This is a genomic window from Bacillus sp. 2D03, from assembly GCF_003946765.1.
Classification (GTDB): domain Bacteria; phylum Bacillota; class Bacilli; order Bacillales; family Bacillaceae_G; genus Bacillus_A; species Bacillus_A cereus.
Map to the genome: position 1 here is coordinate 48,127 of NZ_RPSJ01000016.1, position 16,171 is coordinate 64,297.

The window sequence follows — 16,171 nt, forward strand, 5'->3', positions numbered from 1 at the left end:
CACAAAAAAGACCGCCAAAACAATTAAGTCTCGGCAGTCTTCTTCAATCTATTATAGATTTGGATACATTGTGAATTTGCTAGTTAACGCTTCTACACGCTTACGTACTTCTTCTAATGCAACTTCATTTTCATGATTTTTTAATGTATAAGCAATAAGTGACGCAATTTCATCCATTTCTTCTAAACCGAAACCACGAGATGTTACAGCTGCTGTACCGATACGTACACCACTTGTTACAAATGGGCTTGCTGTTTCAAATGGAATTGTATTTTTGTTCACTGTAATACCAACTTCATCTAATACGTGCTCTGCTACTTTACCTGTGATTTCTAAGTTACGAACATCAATCAAGATTAAGTGATTGTCTGTTCCGCCAGAAACAAGTGTAAGTCCTTCTTTTTGAAGACCTTCAGCTAAGCGGTTCGCATTGTTAATGATATTTTGTGCATATGTTTTGAAATCATCTTGAAGTGCTTCACCAAATGCAACAGCTTTTGCAGCGATTACGTGCATAAGTGGACCACCTTGAATACCAGGGAAGATTGATTTATCAATTTGTTTTGCAAATTGCTCTTCACATAAAATCATACCACCACGCGGACCACGTAACGTTTTATGTGTTGTCGTTGTAACGAAATGTGCATGTGGTACTGGATTTGGGTGTAAACCAGCAGCTACTAAACCAGCGATATGTGCCATATCAACCATTAAATAAGCGCCCACTTCATCTGCAATCTCACGGAATCGCTTGAAATCGATAACACGAGGGTATGCACTTGCACCTGCAACGATTAATTTTGGTTTATGTTCTTTCGCTTTTGCTAATACATCATCGTAATTAATACGGTGAGAGTCAGCATCCACGCCATATTCTACGAAATTATATTGTACTCCACTGAAGTTAACAGGGCTTCCGTGTGTTAAGTGACCACCATGAGATAAGTTCATACCAAGTACTGTATCGCCTTGCTCTAAAATCGTAAAGTATACTGCCATGTTCGCTTGTGCACCAGAGTGTGGTTGAACATTTACGTGCTCTGCGCCGAAAATTTCTTTCACGCGATCACGTGCGATATCTTCTACTACGTCTACGTGTTCACAGCCACCATAGTAACGTTTTCCAGGATATCCTTCAGCATACTTATTCGTTAAAACAGAACCTTGTGCCTCCATTACTGCTTCACTTACGAAGTTTTCCGAAGCAATTAACTCAATCTTTGAACGCTGTCTTCCTAGTTCTGCCTCAATTGCAGCAAATACCTTTTCATCTTGACGTTTTAAATGATCCACCAAAATCCCCCTTTTCTGAACGAATTACATCGATTCCCAACAGTTTTTTCTTATTTATTCAGAAAAAACGAAAATTCAGGTTGTAATTCTTTCGAACCTTCATGTTTTCAACTACATTCTAACATGACTTTCTATATCATAAAAGAAAAAAAAGACCGAAAATCGGTCTTTTCTTTCTTCTATTATAAAGTCAGACAACATACCTTTTATCTTATGATAAACAGTTACTATATGACTTCCTAATTTCTCATATTTAACGGCAAGTGGTAGTCTCTTCCACTGCCGCATAGACAGCACGCGCTCCACCAATTAGTTTTCCACGTGTTTTGGCCATCGTTACATGCGCACTTCCAATTGCCTTCACACTTGTACGAACCGGAACAGCTACATGCTTTAAATGCATACCGATAAATGTATCACCAATATCCATTCCTGCATCAGCTTTAATAAACTCAACTACTACCGGATCTTTCAAATTGTGATACGCGTATGTCCCCAATGCACCACCTGCTGATCTAACAGGCGTAACTGTTACAATTTCAAATTGATATTTTATCGCTACTTCTCTCTCAACTACTAAAGCACGGTTTAAATGCTCACAACATTGAAACGCTAATTCAATACCTGTTTGCTCTTGAAATTGTTTTAACTCAGAGAAAATCGCCTCTGCTACTTCCATCGTTCCTGATGTTCCAATTCTTTCGCCTAGCACTTCGCTCGTGCTACAACCCACTACAAAAATTTGACCGCTTTGTAATGAAGCTTGTTCTTGGAAATCAGAAAGCGACATTTGTAGCTGTTCTCTTACCTTTACGATTTCTGTCATTACGCCTCTTCCTTTCACAGGTTGGTTCACCAAATTATATTTCACACTACTGATAGTTAGAATCTATTACTTTGTTTCGTATGTTTTAATTTTTCCTACGCGGTTTTCGTGACGACCACCTTCATAGTCAGTTGTTAACCAGATTTTCGCGATATCACGCGCTAGACCAGCACCAATTACACGCTCGCCCATCGCTAGCATGTTAGTGTCATTATGCTCTCTCGTTGCTTTCGCGCTGAAAGTATCATGAACTAACGCACAACGGATACCATTTACTTTGTTTGCTGCGATTGACATACCAATGCCTGTCCCACAAACTAAAATACCACGATCTACTTCACCATTCGCTACCATTTCAGCTGCTGGAAACGCAAAGTCAGGGTAATCAACAGAACCAGCTTCACATTCACAACCTAAATCAATATATTCAATATTTAACTCTTCTAATAAACTTACAAGTTCTTTGCGGATATTCATACCGCCGTGATCAGATGCTATTACTACTTTCATTTTTACCCCTCCAAATTTTCAATCAATTATCTTCATTTCACACTCGCTACCTCACATAGGAAGAAGTGATCTCCAATATCGTATTATACACGAAACATCAACCTACTGAATGTTTTTTCAGTAAAGTTTGTACAAGTTTTTCCATCTCATCTAACGTTTCTTTATAAATAGAAAGCGAGCCTCCAAATGGATCTGAAATGTCCTTGCCTATACCTTCAGTTAATCCATATAACGTATTTAATTTCTTTTCAACGCTCGGATAATGCCCAAGTACAATTTGCTTATGGTTTTCTGTCATCGTTACGACAATATCAGCCCAATCAAGCAAAGTTTCATTTACTTGCTGCGCCGCATGATCAATTAAAATTCCTTTTTCAGCTAAAGCTTCCTTCGCATGTACCGATGCATCGCTCCCAGGATAGGCGAAAACACCAGCAGATTGCACTTCAAACTTATCTCCTCCGTGATGACGAAGCAACGCCTCAGCCATTGGACTACGACATGTATTGCCAGTACAAACAAATAACACTCGTTTCATTCAAACCCACCCCTATATTCGATTTCTTACCATTCATCATAACTTACATTAGAATAGAACAAAAGAAATGTGAATATACAAAAGAAATGTGAATATACAAAAGGCGCATTTCTCTTATATTTTTTCTAAGAAAAATGCGCCTTATCCACATATATGTGAAACCCTATTTCCAAGTGCCTAGAGTATTTTAACATACATGCTGAACATGCAACAAAAATAAGGAATCCATTTCATACGAAACGGATTCCTCTTATATTGCACTTATTTCATTGTAACTTTCATTACTTCTGTTGAACCTTTTGTAGCTGCTACGCCTACAGTTGTCTTAATAGACTCAGCTGCATCTGTGTTTGTAATAACAATTGGAGTAATTGTGCTTTTCGCTTTTTCACGGATTAATTCTAAGTCGAATGAGATTAATTTATCTCCAGCTTTTACAGCTTGGCCTTCAGAAACGTGAGCTTCGAATCCTTCGCCTTCCATTTTTACAGTTTCTAATCCAACGTGGATTAAAATTTCTGTACCGTTTTTCGCTTTAATTCCAATAGCATGTTTTGTGTGGAATAATTGTACGATTTCACCATCAACTGGAGATACAACTACACCTTCAGTAGGATCGATTGCAACACCGTCACCCATCATACGACCAGCAAATACTGGATCTGGTACTTCTTCAATATTTTTCACTGCTCCAGTTAATGGAGCTACGATTGTTTCTTCATTTGTTTTTGAACCAAGACCGAATAATTTTTTAAACATAGGATAGTCCTCCTTATAATTTACCTAAAAGTTTATAGGGCAATCCCTAGTAAAGCTCGGGATACATGTAAGACTTCATACTTCGAATATTATACTGTAAAAACGCTTTCGAAATAAATTACGTCATTACTAATAGACTCTTATTGTAGCGCTTCACAAAATTCCAGTCAATTCTGATTGTCTGAATAACAATTAGAAGTTAACTTCTATTTATATTTTCTCTTTTTTTGCCCAACTTGTCTAGAGGTCTTTACTACATTTTATTTTTTGTTGTTAATTTGTAAAATTTAATTCAAACTTTTTTCAAAATCCACTTGACTAAAGTAAGTAACTATTTTATTATTACTTACGTAAGGTAAGTTAATAACTTTTAGGAGGTTTTTAAAAATGATGGATTTCGGTCTACTTATTATTCGTCTTATTATAGGAATTACATTCATGGGTCATGGTGCTCAAAAATTATTTGGTTGGTTCGGCGGTTACGGTTTAAAAGGAACAGGTGGCTGGATGGAGTCAATTGGTTTACGTCCTGGTGTATTTATGGCATTTATGGCTGGCGCAACTGAATTACTAGGTGGTTTCTTATTTGCATCAGGTATTTTCATTGTAGTTGGTTCATTATTTATCATTGGAACAATGTTAATGGCTATCTTCACTGTTCACGGAAAAAATGGTTACTGGGTAACCCAAAACGGATATGAATATAACTTAATGTTAATCGCTGTCGCTGTTGGTGTAGCTTTAATCGGACCTGGGGCATACGTTTTACTTTAATTTTTATCTCAAATTTGAGATTCTTGAAAAAAGAACTTACTTCATTACAATTGAAGTAAGTTCTTTTTATGAAACAAAATATTATTTCCAGCAGGATTTTCTCATCGTTATCTTGTAAACAAACAATAAGTATTCATATTTAGAAAGGGGATTACAAGCATGTTATCCATTAATCCAAATGAACAAACTGAAAAAGATAATTACAAATTACTTACTGGAAGTATCATCCCTCGTCCTGTCGCATTCGTTACTTCTGTAACAAAAGAAGGCGTACTAAACGGAGCACCATATAGTTATTTCAATATTGTCGCTGCTAATCCACCACTTATCTCAGTATCTGTACAACGAAAAGTCGGAGAAAGAAAGGACACTTCCCGAAACGCAATTGAAAAAGGAGAATTTGTCGTACATATTTCTGACGAATCATATGTAGCAGCAATTAACGAAACAGCAGCTAACCTCCCGCCAAATGAAAGTGAAATTGAACTAGCAAAACTAACACCAATCGAAAGTGAAGTCATCTCTGTTCCAGGTGTAAAAGAAGCAAATATTCGAATGGAATGCGTATTAGAACGTGCAATTCCACTTGGCGGAACGGAAGACTCACCAGCTTGTGATCTACTAATTGGACGCGTCGTTCGTTTCCACGTTGCCGAACATCTATATGAAAAAGGGCGCATTCACGCCGAAGGACTCAAACCAATAAGCCGCCTAGCAGGACACAACTATGCAAAATTAGGAGAACAATTTGAATTGGTTAGGCCAATCTAAAAGCGGAAGCGGCTCGTTCAGAATCGCAGGACACTTCAAGCTCTCGACCTTGAAGCGCTTTTTGCTTCATGCGAGAGAGCGAAATGACCGGAGATTCTAGCCGTTGGAGCTGGATATATTTAAAAGCAAGGCGGCTAGATTCCTCCCATCACTCAAATATAAAATCCCCTGCTTTTTAGCAGGGGATTTTATCATTGTAATTCTTCCTTCTTTTCCTCTAAAGTAGGCATTTTCTCTTTTTTCGGCTTCCCTAGCTTAATTACGAAGAAGTATAGGGAAAGCAATGTAATAAGAAAAACAATTAAAAACAGGTACGGAGAGTAAAAGGCACGCGCCGCCTCAGTCTTTCCCGCAACAAATTTCAATGACTCAATATCTAAAAACTCAGCAAACATTTGTACACCGAGCATACTAAACCAAAAAACAAAAAAACTAATAATAATACCAAAAACTTGCTTCAATCTCGTCATTCATCTCATCCTTTCTATATCTGTAATTTTTAGCGCAATAAATATAGTACAAACAAAATATTCACAGAAAGGAACTATCTCACCATTCACGAATTAACTTAATCCAACCTAACATCGAAATTTGCAAAATAATACCCCAAATTATAAGTCTTCTTAGCCATCGAGGATAGAAGGTTAAAAATTTAACATACCATTCCAATAGCTTGTTCATAATTCCCTCCTACATAAAATTATATAGGAAAAAGGATATATAATCCAAACCCAACTAAAATGATACCCCCTACTATCTCACCATATGTACCGAGCATATCTTTCGCATGTCTCCCAATTAATAAACCCATCCACGCTAATAACATGCTAACAAATCCAAAAAGTAAAATCGTAATAATTGTTTGTGCCCCATAAATACCAAGACTAAGTCCTACTGAGAAACTATCTATACTGACGCCAAATGCAAATACGAATAAACTAATTCCAATAGGAGCTGTTCTAGTCTCTTCATTTTGTAAAATGCTCGAATATACGATATAAAACCCTAGTCCGATTAATAAAATAGCACCCGCAAAATGTGCGATATCTCCATACTTCTCTGATAAAAAACGACCTAGTACCATTCCTATAAACGGCATAATAATATGAAATATCCCTATCGTCATACCAATATACAGGATTTGTCTTAACTTTAGGGGTATCATCCCCATACCAAGACTCACCGAGAACGCATCCATCCCTAAGGCGAATGCCATAATTATTAAAGGTATTAGCTGTTCAAACGTCATTCATGCCCCTCCTTGGACGTGCTACTTCACAATATGCTTATCCAAGGAGAAATATTCTGTTTGCTAATCTTACCTTATCATTCAATAATAATATGATGTCCTGCCGCTTTTGTTAAACGATTCATAATTGCATTTCCTATTCCTTCATTAGGGAATGACTCACTAAAAATAACATCCACTTCACTTGCATCAAATGTTCTAAGTACATCATATAATTTAGTCGCAACACTAGCTAAGTCACTTCTAACACCACAAGATAATATAACATCTGCACTATATACATGCTGATACTCTTCTGTCGTTAATACGCCTACTTTAAATCCTTCTTCCTTTTTCTCATCCACAAGATGCTGAATAAACTCACGTGAGCCCTCAACAATACTAAGTGGTGCTTTCGGGGCATAATGTGTGTATTTCATTCCAGGCGATTTCGGTTTTTCCTTCTCATCCTTTAAAGCTGGATCTAAAGAAACAGTACCTATCACCGCTTCTAATTGTTCTTTCGTAATCCCACCTGGACGTAATATTGTTGGAACCGCGCTTGTACAATCAATTACAGTTGATTCAACGCCTACTCCAGTTGCACCACCATCAACAATACCTGCAATCTTCCCATTCAAATCTTCATATACGTGAGAGGCTAATGTTGGACTCGGACGCCCTGAACGATTCGCACTTGGTGCCGCAACAGGTACATTCGCCTCTTCAATAAGAGCAAGTGCAATTGGATGATCAGGCATTCTTACTCCAACCGTATTAAGTCCTGCTGTCACCTTCTCTGAAATCCCTTCTTTTCTCGGCAAAATAATTGTTAATGGTCCTGGCCAAAAATGCGCCATTAACTTCTCTGCAACTGGTGGAATTTCTTTCACAATCCCATCTAACTGAGATTTTGTACCTATGTGGACAATGAGTGGATTATCACTCGGTCTTCCTTTCGCTTCGAAAATTTTCGCGATTGCTTCATCATCCATCGCATTTGCACCTAACCCATATACTGTTTCCGTAGGGAAAGCCACCGCCTCATTTTCTCTTAATAATTTTGCTGCTTCTTGTAACTGTGGATAATATTTTTTTCTTTCCACAACATTATCCACAACCCACATGTTTGTATGCATTTTTTTCCACGTCCTTTTCTACCCTTAAATACTTGTCTATTTTTAGTTTACTATGAGATTTATCCAAAAGACAAACAAGGTTTATCCACAAAATGTGGATAAACCTAATTAATCCGTGGATAACTTTGTGAATAGCTGACAATTTAGTATTATTGCATTCTGCTCTTTTATATTTTTACAAAAATGTTCTAGCTGTTGAATTCCCTCTGGAACCTCATCCTTTTCTATAGTAAAAAAGTCAAAAAACTGAAAGATCGGTACAGATTGTGGATGATTTGTTAGTAAGTACAATTGTTGAACACTTTTTTCTTTCATATACTGCAAAAACATTTCAAAAAAATATAAGAAAGTCTGTTTATCCACATGAGGTGTGAATAAACAAGAACGAATAAGCACATCTTCCCCACTTTGTTCATAACCAATTACAGCTCGTATTTCTTCCGCTTCTTCCAAAATCATAAATTGTGCGTACAACTCATTTATTTTATCATCTTTTTTATTAGCTTGTCCGAAAAAAGAATGTAATCTTTCCACATCTGCTTTCGTAGCAAAATACACTTTCTTCATAATAAATCCCTCCTCATTTTTATATATGAAGAGGGATTTATTAATAGTACTATTTAGAGAATAAAGATGTAAAAGCCTCTACAATAAACAATTTAACTTCTGGCTTTTCTTCTTCCTCTTCTACTTTTACATACTCATTTTGTTTTTCTTGTTTTTTCTCCACAGGTTTCTCCACTTTTTCCACAGTTTTTATTTCTTCTTTACTTACAGGCTGCTCTTCGACTTTTGTTTCATTTTTTACTACTTTCTTTTCAGAAGCTGTTACTTTTTTTACTACTTCCTGCTTTACAGCTTTCGTTTCTTTTACCTTATCTACTTTCTTCTCTTCTTTATCTATTACTTCCTCATCTAGTTGTTTCACCTGCTCCTCTTCAGGAGATTCCGCCTTCACAACGTGCTCTTCTTTTCTTACAGCTGTCCCACTCGAAAAATCTAAGAAACACATTGGTGGAAATAATACACACCACCAGTTCGCCCCTTCACCTTCTCCAATTGTGATTAATACTGCTTCATATTCTCCTGCTGGATAAATAAAATTCCCGTATACCTTTGTAGGAAACTTTACATTCTTACTAAATTTCACTTGAAATGAATCTTTACTTCCTTCTCTTTTTAACGTATTTTCCACCGTTTTCTCGATTTCTGGAATATGACTTTGAATTACTTTGCGTGCCTCTTCAAATGAAGTTAAATCCGCTACCCATCCATCAATTTGTGCTTTTACTTCATCACGCACTTTACGCTTTAATGCCTGGTCTTTATCTGAATCACTATTTGCTAAAATTCGTAATCGAACGGCCTCTTTCGGAATAACTGAAGGCCCTTTCGCATCAGCTTTCATATATCCAAACTGCACAAGTAACTGTGCACCAATTAATAGTATAAGAAGATAAGCAATAACTTGTTTTTTCATTTCCTCCACCGTCCCTTCTACAAACAGTGTGGACAGACTTTCATCTTTCTAAACTATTAAATTCAAAATCTATATGAATTTTTCCACAAAAAAATAGAGTAAGGTGTGAACCTTACTCCATCTCTGCAAATACCATACGATCTTTTCCGTTAATATCGAAAACAACCTCAACATGAGCATGTGGAAAAGCTTGTTGTAACAATCTTTTTACATCCTCACCTTGTCCTACTCCAATTTCAAACGCCACAATCGCTTTCTTCTGCAACACATTCGGCAATTCTTCCATAAAACGGCGATAGAAATCTAATCCGTCTTCACCACCAACAAGTGCTCTCTTCGGCTCATGCTCTTTCACAACAGGAGAAAGACCACGCCAATCCTCTTCCGGTATATATGGAGGATTTGAAACAACAACATCTAGCTTTTGACCCGTTTTATGAAATGGTGACAATAAATCACCGTGATAGAACGTTACTTCTGCACCTAAAGCTTTTGCATTTTCTTTTGCAACTTCAATCGACTCTTGTGCAATATCTACTGTATAAACATGAAGATTTTCATTTTCTAAAGCAAGCGTAATAGAAATCGCTCCACTACCTGTACCTATATCTGCTACATGTAGTTTCTCATCACCAAAATGGCGCTCGATTCTTTCTAATACTCCCACTATAAGCTCTTCTGTTTCCGGTCTTGGTATTAATACTTCTTCATTCACAAAGAAAGACCGTCCATAAAACATTTCATAACCAATCATATATTGAATAGGAATACCTTCTACATGCTTGTGGATAAACTCCGTAAAGCTTTTCTCTTGATCCTCAGTTATTTCTTCACGCATATTCATAAGTAATCCTGTTCTGTTCACCTTTAATACATGACAAAGGACAATTTCTCCCGCATTTTCATCTCGTCCATTTTCCTGTAAAAAAGAAGAAGCCCATTTCAGGGCTTCATAGACACGCATTACTCAGCTGCCTCCATCTTTTGAGCCTGATCTTCCATCACTAAGGCATTGATGAAATCATCTAACTTACCTTGTAAGATTTGATCTAGCTTTTGAATCGTTAAACCGATTCGATGGTCTGTAACACGGTTTTGCGGGAAGTTATACGTACGAATACGCTCTGAACGATCTCCCGTACCAACAGCTTGTTTACGGTTTTGATCATACTCAGCTTGCGCTTCTTGTCTAAACTTATCATAAACACGTGCGCGTAATACTTTCATCGCTTTTTCTTTATTCTTGATCTGTGATTTCTCATCCTGACAAGATACAACTACACCAGTCGGTAAATGCGTTAAACGCACCGCTGACATCGTTGTATTAACGCTCTGTCCACCAGGTCCACTAGAAGCGAATGTATCAACACGAACATCTTTCTCATGAATATCAATTTCTACTTCTTCTGCCTCTGGTAATACAGCTACAGTTGCTGTAGATGTATGAATACGTCCACCAGATTCCGTTTCAGGAACACGTTGTACACGGTGAGCACCATTCTCGAATTTCAGCTTCGCGAAAGCACCTTTACCATTAATCATAAAGATAATCTCTTTATATCCACCTAACTCTGTATAGCTAGCCTCAATAATCTCCGTTTTCCAGCCCTGTACCTCAGCGTAACGGCTATACATACGGTATAAGTCACCAGCAAATAAAGCTGCCTCATCTCCACCAGCAGCTCCACGAACCTCAACGATAACGTTCTTATCATCATTAGGGTCTTTTGGAACAAGTAAAATTTTCAGACGCTCTGATAATGTTTTATCTTGTGATTCTAACTCAGAAACTTCTTCTTTTACCATTTCACGCATTTCTGCGTCTAACTTATCTTCTAACATTGCTTTCGCATCTTTTAATTGCTCACGAACATCCTTATACTCACGATACACCTCTACCGTTTCCTGTATATCAGACTGTTCCTTTGAATATTCACGAAGCTTATTTGAATCACTAATAATCGCTGGATCACTTAACAATTCATTTAACTTCTCATAACGATTTTCTACAGCTTGCAAACGATCTAACACATCATTCACCTCTACATCCTAGTATCTAATACAAATAGTATATGGTACTTACTCAAAAAAACGCAAATTATATTTAAAAGTGGCGGTGGCTCTTTCAGCTCTGACCAGCTAAGGTTCTTTCGACCTAAAGGTGCTTTTTACCTTTCGGGCGGAAGGTTCTTAGATGCAAAGAGCTAGCCACCAGAACTAGATATATTTAAAAGCGTAAGCGGATCACACCGCTCATTCTCTCTATTTTGAAAAAAACCCGCCTTGCGCAGCGAGTTTTACTTATCTTTGTTTGCAGGTACTGCATGACAATGACGACAACGCGGTTCATACGATTCTGAAGCTCCAACTAAAATAATTGGATCATCAAATGCCGCTGGTTCTCCATCAATTAATCGTTGTGTACGACTTGCTGGAGATCCACATACAGAACATACTGCTTGTAGTTTTGTCACATGTTCAGCAATCGCCATCAGCTGAGGAACTTGTCCAAATGGTAGACCACGGAAATCTTGGTCTAAACCAGCTACAATGACACGATAGCCACGATTTGCCAATACTTGCACCACTTCCACAATGTCCCCATCAAAAAATTGCACCTCATCGATTGCAATAACATCCAGCTCTTCTGTAATATGTTCAAATATATCCTTTGAAGCTGAAACAGGAACTGCTTTTACCTTTAATCCGTTATGTGATACTACATCTTCTTCACTATATCGATTATCAATACATGGTTTAAATACAATTGCATGTTGTTTTGCAAATTGCGTACGGCGCACACGGCGGATTAGCTCTTCTGACTTGCCAGAAAACATACTACCGCAAATCACTTCAATCCAGCCATTTTGATTTATTAAGTACATGAAGCTCTCCTTTCATCTACTTTTCAGTTAAAAGTAGGGTAAAGGTATAATATTTTCGCAAAAAAAACAGACAAGCGAATACATACACTTGCCTGTTTTATGTTTTTATTACTTAAGACCGTATTTCTTATTGAAGCGGTCAACGCGTCCGTCTGCAGTAGCAAACTTCTGACGTCCAGTGTAGAATGGGTGAGAATCAGAACTGATCTCAACTTTTAGTAATGGATAAGTGTTACCATCTTCCCACTCAACAGTTTCGTTAGATCCTTTAGTAGATCCGCTTAAGAATTTGAAGCCTGTGTTTGTGTCCATGAATACAACTTTCTTGTAATCTGGGTGAATTCCTGCTTTCATTCTTTTCATCTCCTTCCGCCCTGAATCATTTTCGAAACAGAGTTTTTCATCTTCAGCTGCATACACAACTATATTGATGAAACACATATGATGAAATTATAACAAGGCTAACTTCATTTTGCAACTACCTGTTTTTGTCTTTTTAATTTTAAAAGCGCACGCGGCTCTTTCAGAATGGGAGGGGGATGGAGCTTCTGACGTAGAGGCGCTTTTTGCCTCGTAGGAAGACGCGAAGCCACCGACCATTCTAGCCGCTGGAGCTGGATATTAAATTTAAAGTGGAGGTGGCTCGCTCAGCTCTGACCAGTTAAGGTTCTTTCGCCCTAAAGGTGCTTTTTACCTTTCGGGCGGAAGGTTCTTAGATGCGAAGAGCTAGCCACCGGAACTGGATATTATCTTAAAGTGGAGACGGCTCGTTCAAAATCGCAGGGCATTGGAGCTCTCTCGCATGAAGCGCTTTTTGCTTCATGCGAGAGAGCAAAATGACCGGAGATTTTAGCCGCTGGAGCTCGATATCACCTTAAAGCGCACGCGGCTCGTTCAGAATGGGAGGGGGATGGAGCTTCTGACGTAGAGGTGCTTTTTACCTCGTAGGAAGACGCGAAGCCACCGGAGCTGGATATTATCTTAAAGTGGAGACGGCTCGTTTAGCTCTGACTGGCTAAGGTTCTCTCACTTATCTCTCTCTTTAATATCACCTAAACAGCATAAAAAACTCGCTTACTATAAAATAAGCGAGTCCTGATTTTTCCCTTTACTTAGTTGTTACATACCTTTTTGAGTCTGCAACAATGTTTTGTAAAAACTCTTCATTTGTCTTAGTTTGACGAAGCTTACGTAAGAAACTTTCAACGAAGTCTGGTGTATCACGCATTGTTTTACGAATGCCCCATAACTTGTCTAAATGTTCTTTTGGAATTAATAGATCTTCTTTACGTGTACCAGAACGGCGAATATCGATCGCCGGGAAGATACGACGTTCAGCTAATGAACGATCTAAGTGAAGTTCCATATTTCCAGTTCCTTTAAATTCCTCGTAAATAACATCGTCCATACGGGATCCTGTATCAACAAGGGCTGTTGCTAAAATTGTTAAGCTACCGCCTTCTTCAATATTACGCGCAGCTCCAAAGAAACGCTTCGGTCTATGGAAGGCAGCTGGATCGATACCACCTGATAATGTTCTACCACTTGGTGGAATAACGAGGTTGTAAGCTCGAGCTAAACGGGTAATACTATCCATTAAAATGATAACATCTTTCTTGTGCTCTACAAGACGCATCGCACGTTCTAACACAAGCTCAGCTACTTTAATATGATTTTCTGGTACTTCATCAAAAGTAGAACTTACAACATCTCCTTTAACAGAACGTTCAATGTCTGTTACTTCCTCTGGACGCTCATCAATTAAAAGTACAATTAATTCTGCTTCCGGATGATTTGTTGTAACACTATGCGCGATTTCTTTTAATAGACTTGTTTTACCAGCCTTTGGAGGCGCAACAATTAAACCACGTTGTCCAAATCCAACTGGTGCGATTAAATCCATGATGCGTGTCGGTAACTTTTTCGGTTCCGTTTCCAATTTCATTTGGCGATCTGGGTATAATGGTGTTAATGCAGGGAAATGCACACGCTCTTTTGCTGAATCTGGATCATCTCCGTTTACAGCTTCAACTTGTAATAACCCAAAATAGCGTTCATTTTCTTTCGGAGGTCGTACTTTACCAGAAACCTTGTCTCCATTACGTAAATCGAAACGACGAATTTGCGAAGCTGAGATATAAATATCTTCTGAGCTTGGAGAATAGTTGATAGGACGTAGGAATCCAAATCCTTCTGATTGAATAATTTCTAATACGCCTTCCATGAAAAAGAAACCTTCTTTTTCTGCTCGAGCTTTCAAAATAGAAAAAATTAACTCTTTTTTCGTTAACTTGCTATAATACGAAATCTTAAATTCTTTCGCAAGCTCGTATAACTCTTTTAATTTCATGTTTTCTAATGCTGCAATTGACAAATTCATTCAGACACCACACTTTAACGTTATTCTCTTTTTTCATGGGTAAAGGGAAAAAATACGGAAGGCAAATAATTAATAATGAAAGGCAATAAGTTCAAGTAGGGTAATATTCACTATTGTAACCCTTTTATCTAGTTTTAATCAATACGTTGGAACACAAATACAAGAAGCGAAGACAAGAAAATTTGTCTTCGCTTCTTATTTAATTTAGTTCCAGCTCCGATAGTTAGAAAAGTCGACCATTTTAACCTTTCTGAGCGAGCCGCTTGCACTTTTTATTTAATCCAGCTTCAGCAGCTAGAATGGTCGGTGGCTTCACTTCTTCCTGCGAGGCAAAAAGCGCCTCTTCGTCAGAAGCTCCATCCCCCTCCCATTCTGAACAAGCTGCTTACGCTTTTTACTTAATCCAGTTCCAGCGGCTAGAATCTCCGGTCATTTCACTCTCTCACTCGAAGCAAAGAGCGCTTCAAGGTCGAGAGCTCCAATGCCCTGCGATTCTGAACGAGCCGCTTGCACTTTTTATTTAATAACTAAGTTCGGTTTTTTATTTAAGCTATGACGACCATCTACGAAGCGAACTGTGCCTGATTTTGCGCGCATAACAAGGGATTGCGTTGTTCCTACGCTACCTTTAAATTGAACACCGCGTAATAGTTCTCCATCTGTTACGCCTGTTGCTGCAAAGATTGCATCGTCACCTTTTACTAAGTCCTCCATACGAAGGATACGATTAATGTCTTCTATGCCCATTTTTTTACAACGTGCTAATTCAGCTTCGTTTTGTGGCAATAGTTTTCCGTGAATTTCTCCACCTAAACATTTTAAAGCAACTGCTGCTAATACACCTTCAGGTGCTCCACCAGATCCAAATAAAATATCTACACCTGTACGATCAAACGCTGTATTAATCGCTCCAGCTACATCTCCATCATTAATCAATTTAATGCGAGCACCAGCTTTACGAATTTCTTCGATAATTTCTTGATGACGTGGACGATTTAAAACTGTCGCTACAACATCTTCAATATCTTTATTTTTCGCTTTCGCAACTGCACGTAAGTTATCAATAATAGGCGCATCAATATCGACCGCCCCAACTGCTTCCGGGCCAACCGCGATTTTATCCATGTACATGTCAGGGGCATGTAACAAATTACCGTGGTCTGCAATTGCAATAACAGCAAGAGCATTCCAGCCACCAGCTGCTACGATGTTTGTCCCTTCTAAAGGATCAACCGCAACGTCTACACGTGGTCCATATCCTGTACCCAATTTCTCTCCGATATATAGCATTGGTGCTTCATCCATCTCACCTTCACCAATTACAACTGTACCCTTCATCGGAATTGTATCAAATACATCACGCATAGCTGATGTTGCTGCACCGTCTGCCTCATCCTTTTTCCCGCGCCCCATCCAACGCGCTGATGATAAAGCTGCAGCCTCTGTTACACGTACTAACTCCATAGATAAACTTCTTTCCACGATAATCCCTCTCCTTTAAGTCTTTATATTTCTGCCGTATTTTGTGAACCGTGTTTTTCTATAAAGTGTACTTCCGCAAGTAGTGATGCTTCGCTTCCCCCTTGCG

19 protein-coding genes are annotated in these 16,171 nt (G+C 38.3%); 2 read left to right on the forward strand and 17 right to left on the reverse strand.

Going from position 1 to position 16,171, the window contains the following annotated elements; all coding sequences use genetic code 11:
- Window positions 1–51: 51 nt before the first annotated feature.
- From glyA to EBQ15_RS27170, 5 genes are all read right to left on the reverse strand, one after another.
- On the reverse strand, window positions 52–1,293 hold the full coding sequence (glyA, locus tag EBQ15_RS27150; RefSeq protein WP_000349809.1) for a serine hydroxymethyltransferase: 1,242 nt from the start codon (window positions 1,291–1,293) through the stop codon (window positions 52–54).
- 253 nt (window positions 1,294–1,546) lie between these two features.
- Window positions 1,547–2,119 (reverse strand): TIGR01440 family protein, encoded by a 573-nt coding sequence (locus EBQ15_RS27155; RefSeq protein WP_000136376.1) that lies wholly within the window; start codon window positions 2,117–2,119, stop codon window positions 1,547–1,549.
- Window positions 2,120–2,185: 66 nt separating this feature from the next.
- Entirely contained in the window at window positions 2,186–2,629 is a 444-nt protein-coding gene (gene rpiB / locus EBQ15_RS27160) for a ribose 5-phosphate isomerase B (RefSeq protein ID WP_000869542.1), read from the reverse strand.
- Window positions 2,630–2,726: 97 nt separating this feature from the next.
- Window positions 2,727–3,167 (reverse strand): low molecular weight protein arginine phosphatase, encoded by a 441-nt coding sequence (locus tag EBQ15_RS27165; protein WP_000832369.1) that lies wholly within the window; start codon window positions 3,165–3,167, stop codon window positions 2,727–2,729.
- Window positions 3,168–3,428: 261 nt separating this feature from the next.
- Window positions 3,429–3,926 (reverse strand): PTS sugar transporter subunit IIA, encoded by a 498-nt coding sequence (locus EBQ15_RS27170; RefSeq protein ID WP_000473665.1) that lies wholly within the window; start codon window positions 3,924–3,926, stop codon window positions 3,429–3,431.
- 387 nt (window positions 3,927–4,313) lie between these two features.
- On the opposite strand from EBQ15_RS27170, the gene EBQ15_RS27175 reads away from it, so the two are divergent.
- Together EBQ15_RS27175 and EBQ15_RS27180 are read left to right on the forward strand one after the other, a co-directional pair.
- On the forward strand, window positions 4,314–4,700 hold the full coding sequence (locus EBQ15_RS27175) for a DoxX family protein (protein ID WP_000968615.1): 387 nt from the start codon (window positions 4,314–4,316) through the stop codon (window positions 4,698–4,700).
- Between the two features lie 159 nt (window positions 4,701–4,859).
- The gene (locus EBQ15_RS27180; RefSeq protein ID WP_000949056.1) at window positions 4,860–5,471 is read left to right on the forward strand and encodes a flavin reductase family protein; all 612 of its coding nucleotides are present in this window, start codon (window positions 4,860–4,862) and stop codon (window positions 5,469–5,471) included.
- A gap of 191 nt (window positions 5,472–5,662) precedes the next feature.
- Here the strand turns inward: EBQ15_RS27180 and EBQ15_RS27185 are convergent, their stop codons facing one another.
- The 12 genes from EBQ15_RS27185 to glpX form a co-directional block, all read right to left on the reverse strand.
- Entirely contained in the window at window positions 5,663–5,941 is a 279-nt protein-coding gene (locus EBQ15_RS27185) for a DUF3935 domain-containing protein (protein WP_125653124.1), read from the reverse strand.
- Between the two features lie 79 nt (window positions 5,942–6,020).
- Window positions 6,021–6,152: a hypothetical protein gene (locus tag EBQ15_RS31840; protein ID WP_001037636.1), complete on the reverse strand. Its 132-nt coding sequence runs from the start codon at window positions 6,150–6,152 to the stop codon at window positions 6,021–6,023.
- Window positions 6,153–6,171: 19 nt separating this feature from the next.
- Window positions 6,172–6,720: a manganese efflux pump MntP gene (locus EBQ15_RS27190; RefSeq protein ID WP_000142463.1), complete on the reverse strand. Its 549-nt coding sequence runs from the start codon at window positions 6,718–6,720 to the stop codon at window positions 6,172–6,174.
- A gap of 77 nt (window positions 6,721–6,797) precedes the next feature.
- Window positions 6,798–7,838 (reverse strand): L-threonylcarbamoyladenylate synthase, encoded by a 1,041-nt coding sequence (locus EBQ15_RS27195; RefSeq protein WP_000557351.1) that lies wholly within the window; start codon window positions 7,836–7,838, stop codon window positions 6,798–6,800.
- Between the two features lie 108 nt (window positions 7,839–7,946).
- Window positions 7,947–8,405, reverse strand: a complete 459-nt coding sequence (locus EBQ15_RS27200; protein ID WP_000758437.1) for a GNAT family N-acetyltransferase — start codon at window positions 8,403–8,405, stop codon at window positions 7,947–7,949.
- A 49-nt stretch (window positions 8,406–8,454) separates the two neighbouring features.
- Window positions 8,455–9,318 (reverse strand): stage II sporulation protein R, encoded by an 864-nt coding sequence (gene spoIIR / locus EBQ15_RS27205; protein WP_000745063.1) that lies wholly within the window; start codon window positions 9,316–9,318, stop codon window positions 8,455–8,457.
- Between the two features lie 112 nt (window positions 9,319–9,430).
- Window positions 9,431–10,282 carry a peptide chain release factor N(5)-glutamine methyltransferase gene (gene prmC, locus EBQ15_RS27210; protein WP_001267055.1) on the reverse strand — a complete coding sequence of 284 codons (852 nt, stop codon included), beginning with the start codon at window positions 10,280–10,282 and terminating at the stop codon, window positions 9,431–9,433.
- A complete protein-coding gene (gene prfA, locus EBQ15_RS27215; protein ID WP_000887064.1) occupies window positions 10,282–11,349 on the reverse strand; it encodes a peptide chain release factor 1 in 1,068 nt (355 codons plus the stop codon). The genes prmC and prfA overlap by 1 nt, the downstream gene beginning before the upstream one ends.
- A 266-nt stretch (window positions 11,350–11,615) precedes the next feature.
- Window positions 11,616–12,203, reverse strand: coding sequence for a thymidine kinase (locus EBQ15_RS27220; RefSeq protein WP_000280859.1), 588 nt, complete (start codon window positions 12,201–12,203; stop codon window positions 11,616–11,618).
- A 108-nt stretch (window positions 12,204–12,311) separates the two neighbouring features.
- Window positions 12,312–12,557 (reverse strand): type B 50S ribosomal protein L31, encoded by a 246-nt coding sequence (locus EBQ15_RS27225; protein WP_000643433.1) that lies wholly within the window; start codon window positions 12,555–12,557, stop codon window positions 12,312–12,314.
- Between the two features lie 754 nt (window positions 12,558–13,311).
- A complete protein-coding gene (rho, locus tag EBQ15_RS27230; protein ID WP_001053903.1) occupies window positions 13,312–14,583 on the reverse strand; it encodes a transcription termination factor Rho in 1,272 nt (423 codons plus the stop codon).
- A 516-nt stretch (window positions 14,584–15,099) separates the two neighbouring features.
- Window positions 15,100–16,065 carry a class II fructose-bisphosphatase gene (gene glpX / locus EBQ15_RS27240; protein WP_000442340.1) on the reverse strand — a complete coding sequence of 322 codons (966 nt, stop codon included), beginning with the start codon at window positions 16,063–16,065 and terminating at the stop codon, window positions 15,100–15,102.
- Window positions 16,066–16,171 lie beyond the last annotated feature (106 nt).

Bases quoted from the DNA above. Each gene is read 5' to 3' on its own strand.
- EBQ15_RS27225 (WP_000643433.1), bottom strand. From the start codon at position 12,557: ATGAAAGCAGGAATTCACCCAGATTACAAGAAAGTTGTATTCATGGAC.
- EBQ15_RS27180 (WP_000949056.1), top strand. From the start codon at position 4,860: ATGTTATCCATTAATCCAAATGAACAAACTGAAAAAGATAATTACAAA.
- EBQ15_RS27170 (WP_000473665.1), bottom strand. From the start codon at position 3,926: ATGTTTAAAAAATTATTCGGTCTTGGTTCAAAAACAAATGAAGAAACA.
- EBQ15_RS27175 (WP_000968615.1), top strand. From the start codon at position 4,314: ATGATGGATTTCGGTCTACTTATTATTCGTCTTATTATAGGAATTACA.
- EBQ15_RS27200 (WP_000758437.1), bottom strand. From the start codon at position 8,405: ATGAAGAAAGTGTATTTTGCTACGAAAGCAGATGTGGAAAGATTACAT.
- EBQ15_RS27185 (WP_125653124.1), bottom strand. From the start codon at position 5,941: ATGACGAGATTGAAGCAAGTTTTTGGTATTATTATTAGTTTTTTTGTT.
- EBQ15_RS27195 (WP_000557351.1), bottom strand. From the start codon at position 7,838: ATGCATACAAACATGTGGGTTGTGGATAATGTTGTGGAAAGAAAAAAA.
- EBQ15_RS27190 (WP_000142463.1), bottom strand. From the start codon at position 6,720: ATGACGTTTGAACAGCTAATACCTTTAATAATTATGGCATTCGCCTTA.
- EBQ15_RS27155 (WP_000136376.1), bottom strand. From the start codon at position 2,119: ATGACAGAAATCGTAAAGGTAAGAGAACAGCTACAAATGTCGCTTTCT.
- prmC (WP_001267055.1), bottom strand. From the start codon at position 10,282: ATGCGTGTCTATGAAGCCCTGAAATGGGCTTCTTCTTTTTTACAGGAA.
- EBQ15_RS27220 (WP_000280859.1), bottom strand. From the start codon at position 12,203: ATGTACTTAATAAATCAAAATGGCTGGATTGAAGTGATTTGCGGTAGT.
- spoIIR (WP_000745063.1), bottom strand. From the start codon at position 9,318: ATGAAAAAACAAGTTATTGCTTATCTTCTTATACTATTAATTGGTGCA.
- rpiB (WP_000869542.1), bottom strand. From the start codon at position 2,629: ATGAAAGTAGTAATAGCATCTGATCACGGCGGTATGAATATCCGCAAA.
- rho (WP_001053903.1), bottom strand. From the start codon at position 14,583: ATGAATTTGTCAATTGCAGCATTAGAAAACATGAAATTAAAAGAGTTA.
- EBQ15_RS27165 (WP_000832369.1), bottom strand. From the start codon at position 3,167: ATGAAACGAGTGTTATTTGTTTGTACTGGCAATACATGTCGTAGTCCA.
- EBQ15_RS31840 (WP_001037636.1), bottom strand. From the start codon at position 6,152: ATGAACAAGCTATTGGAATGGTATGTTAAATTTTTAACCTTCTATCCT.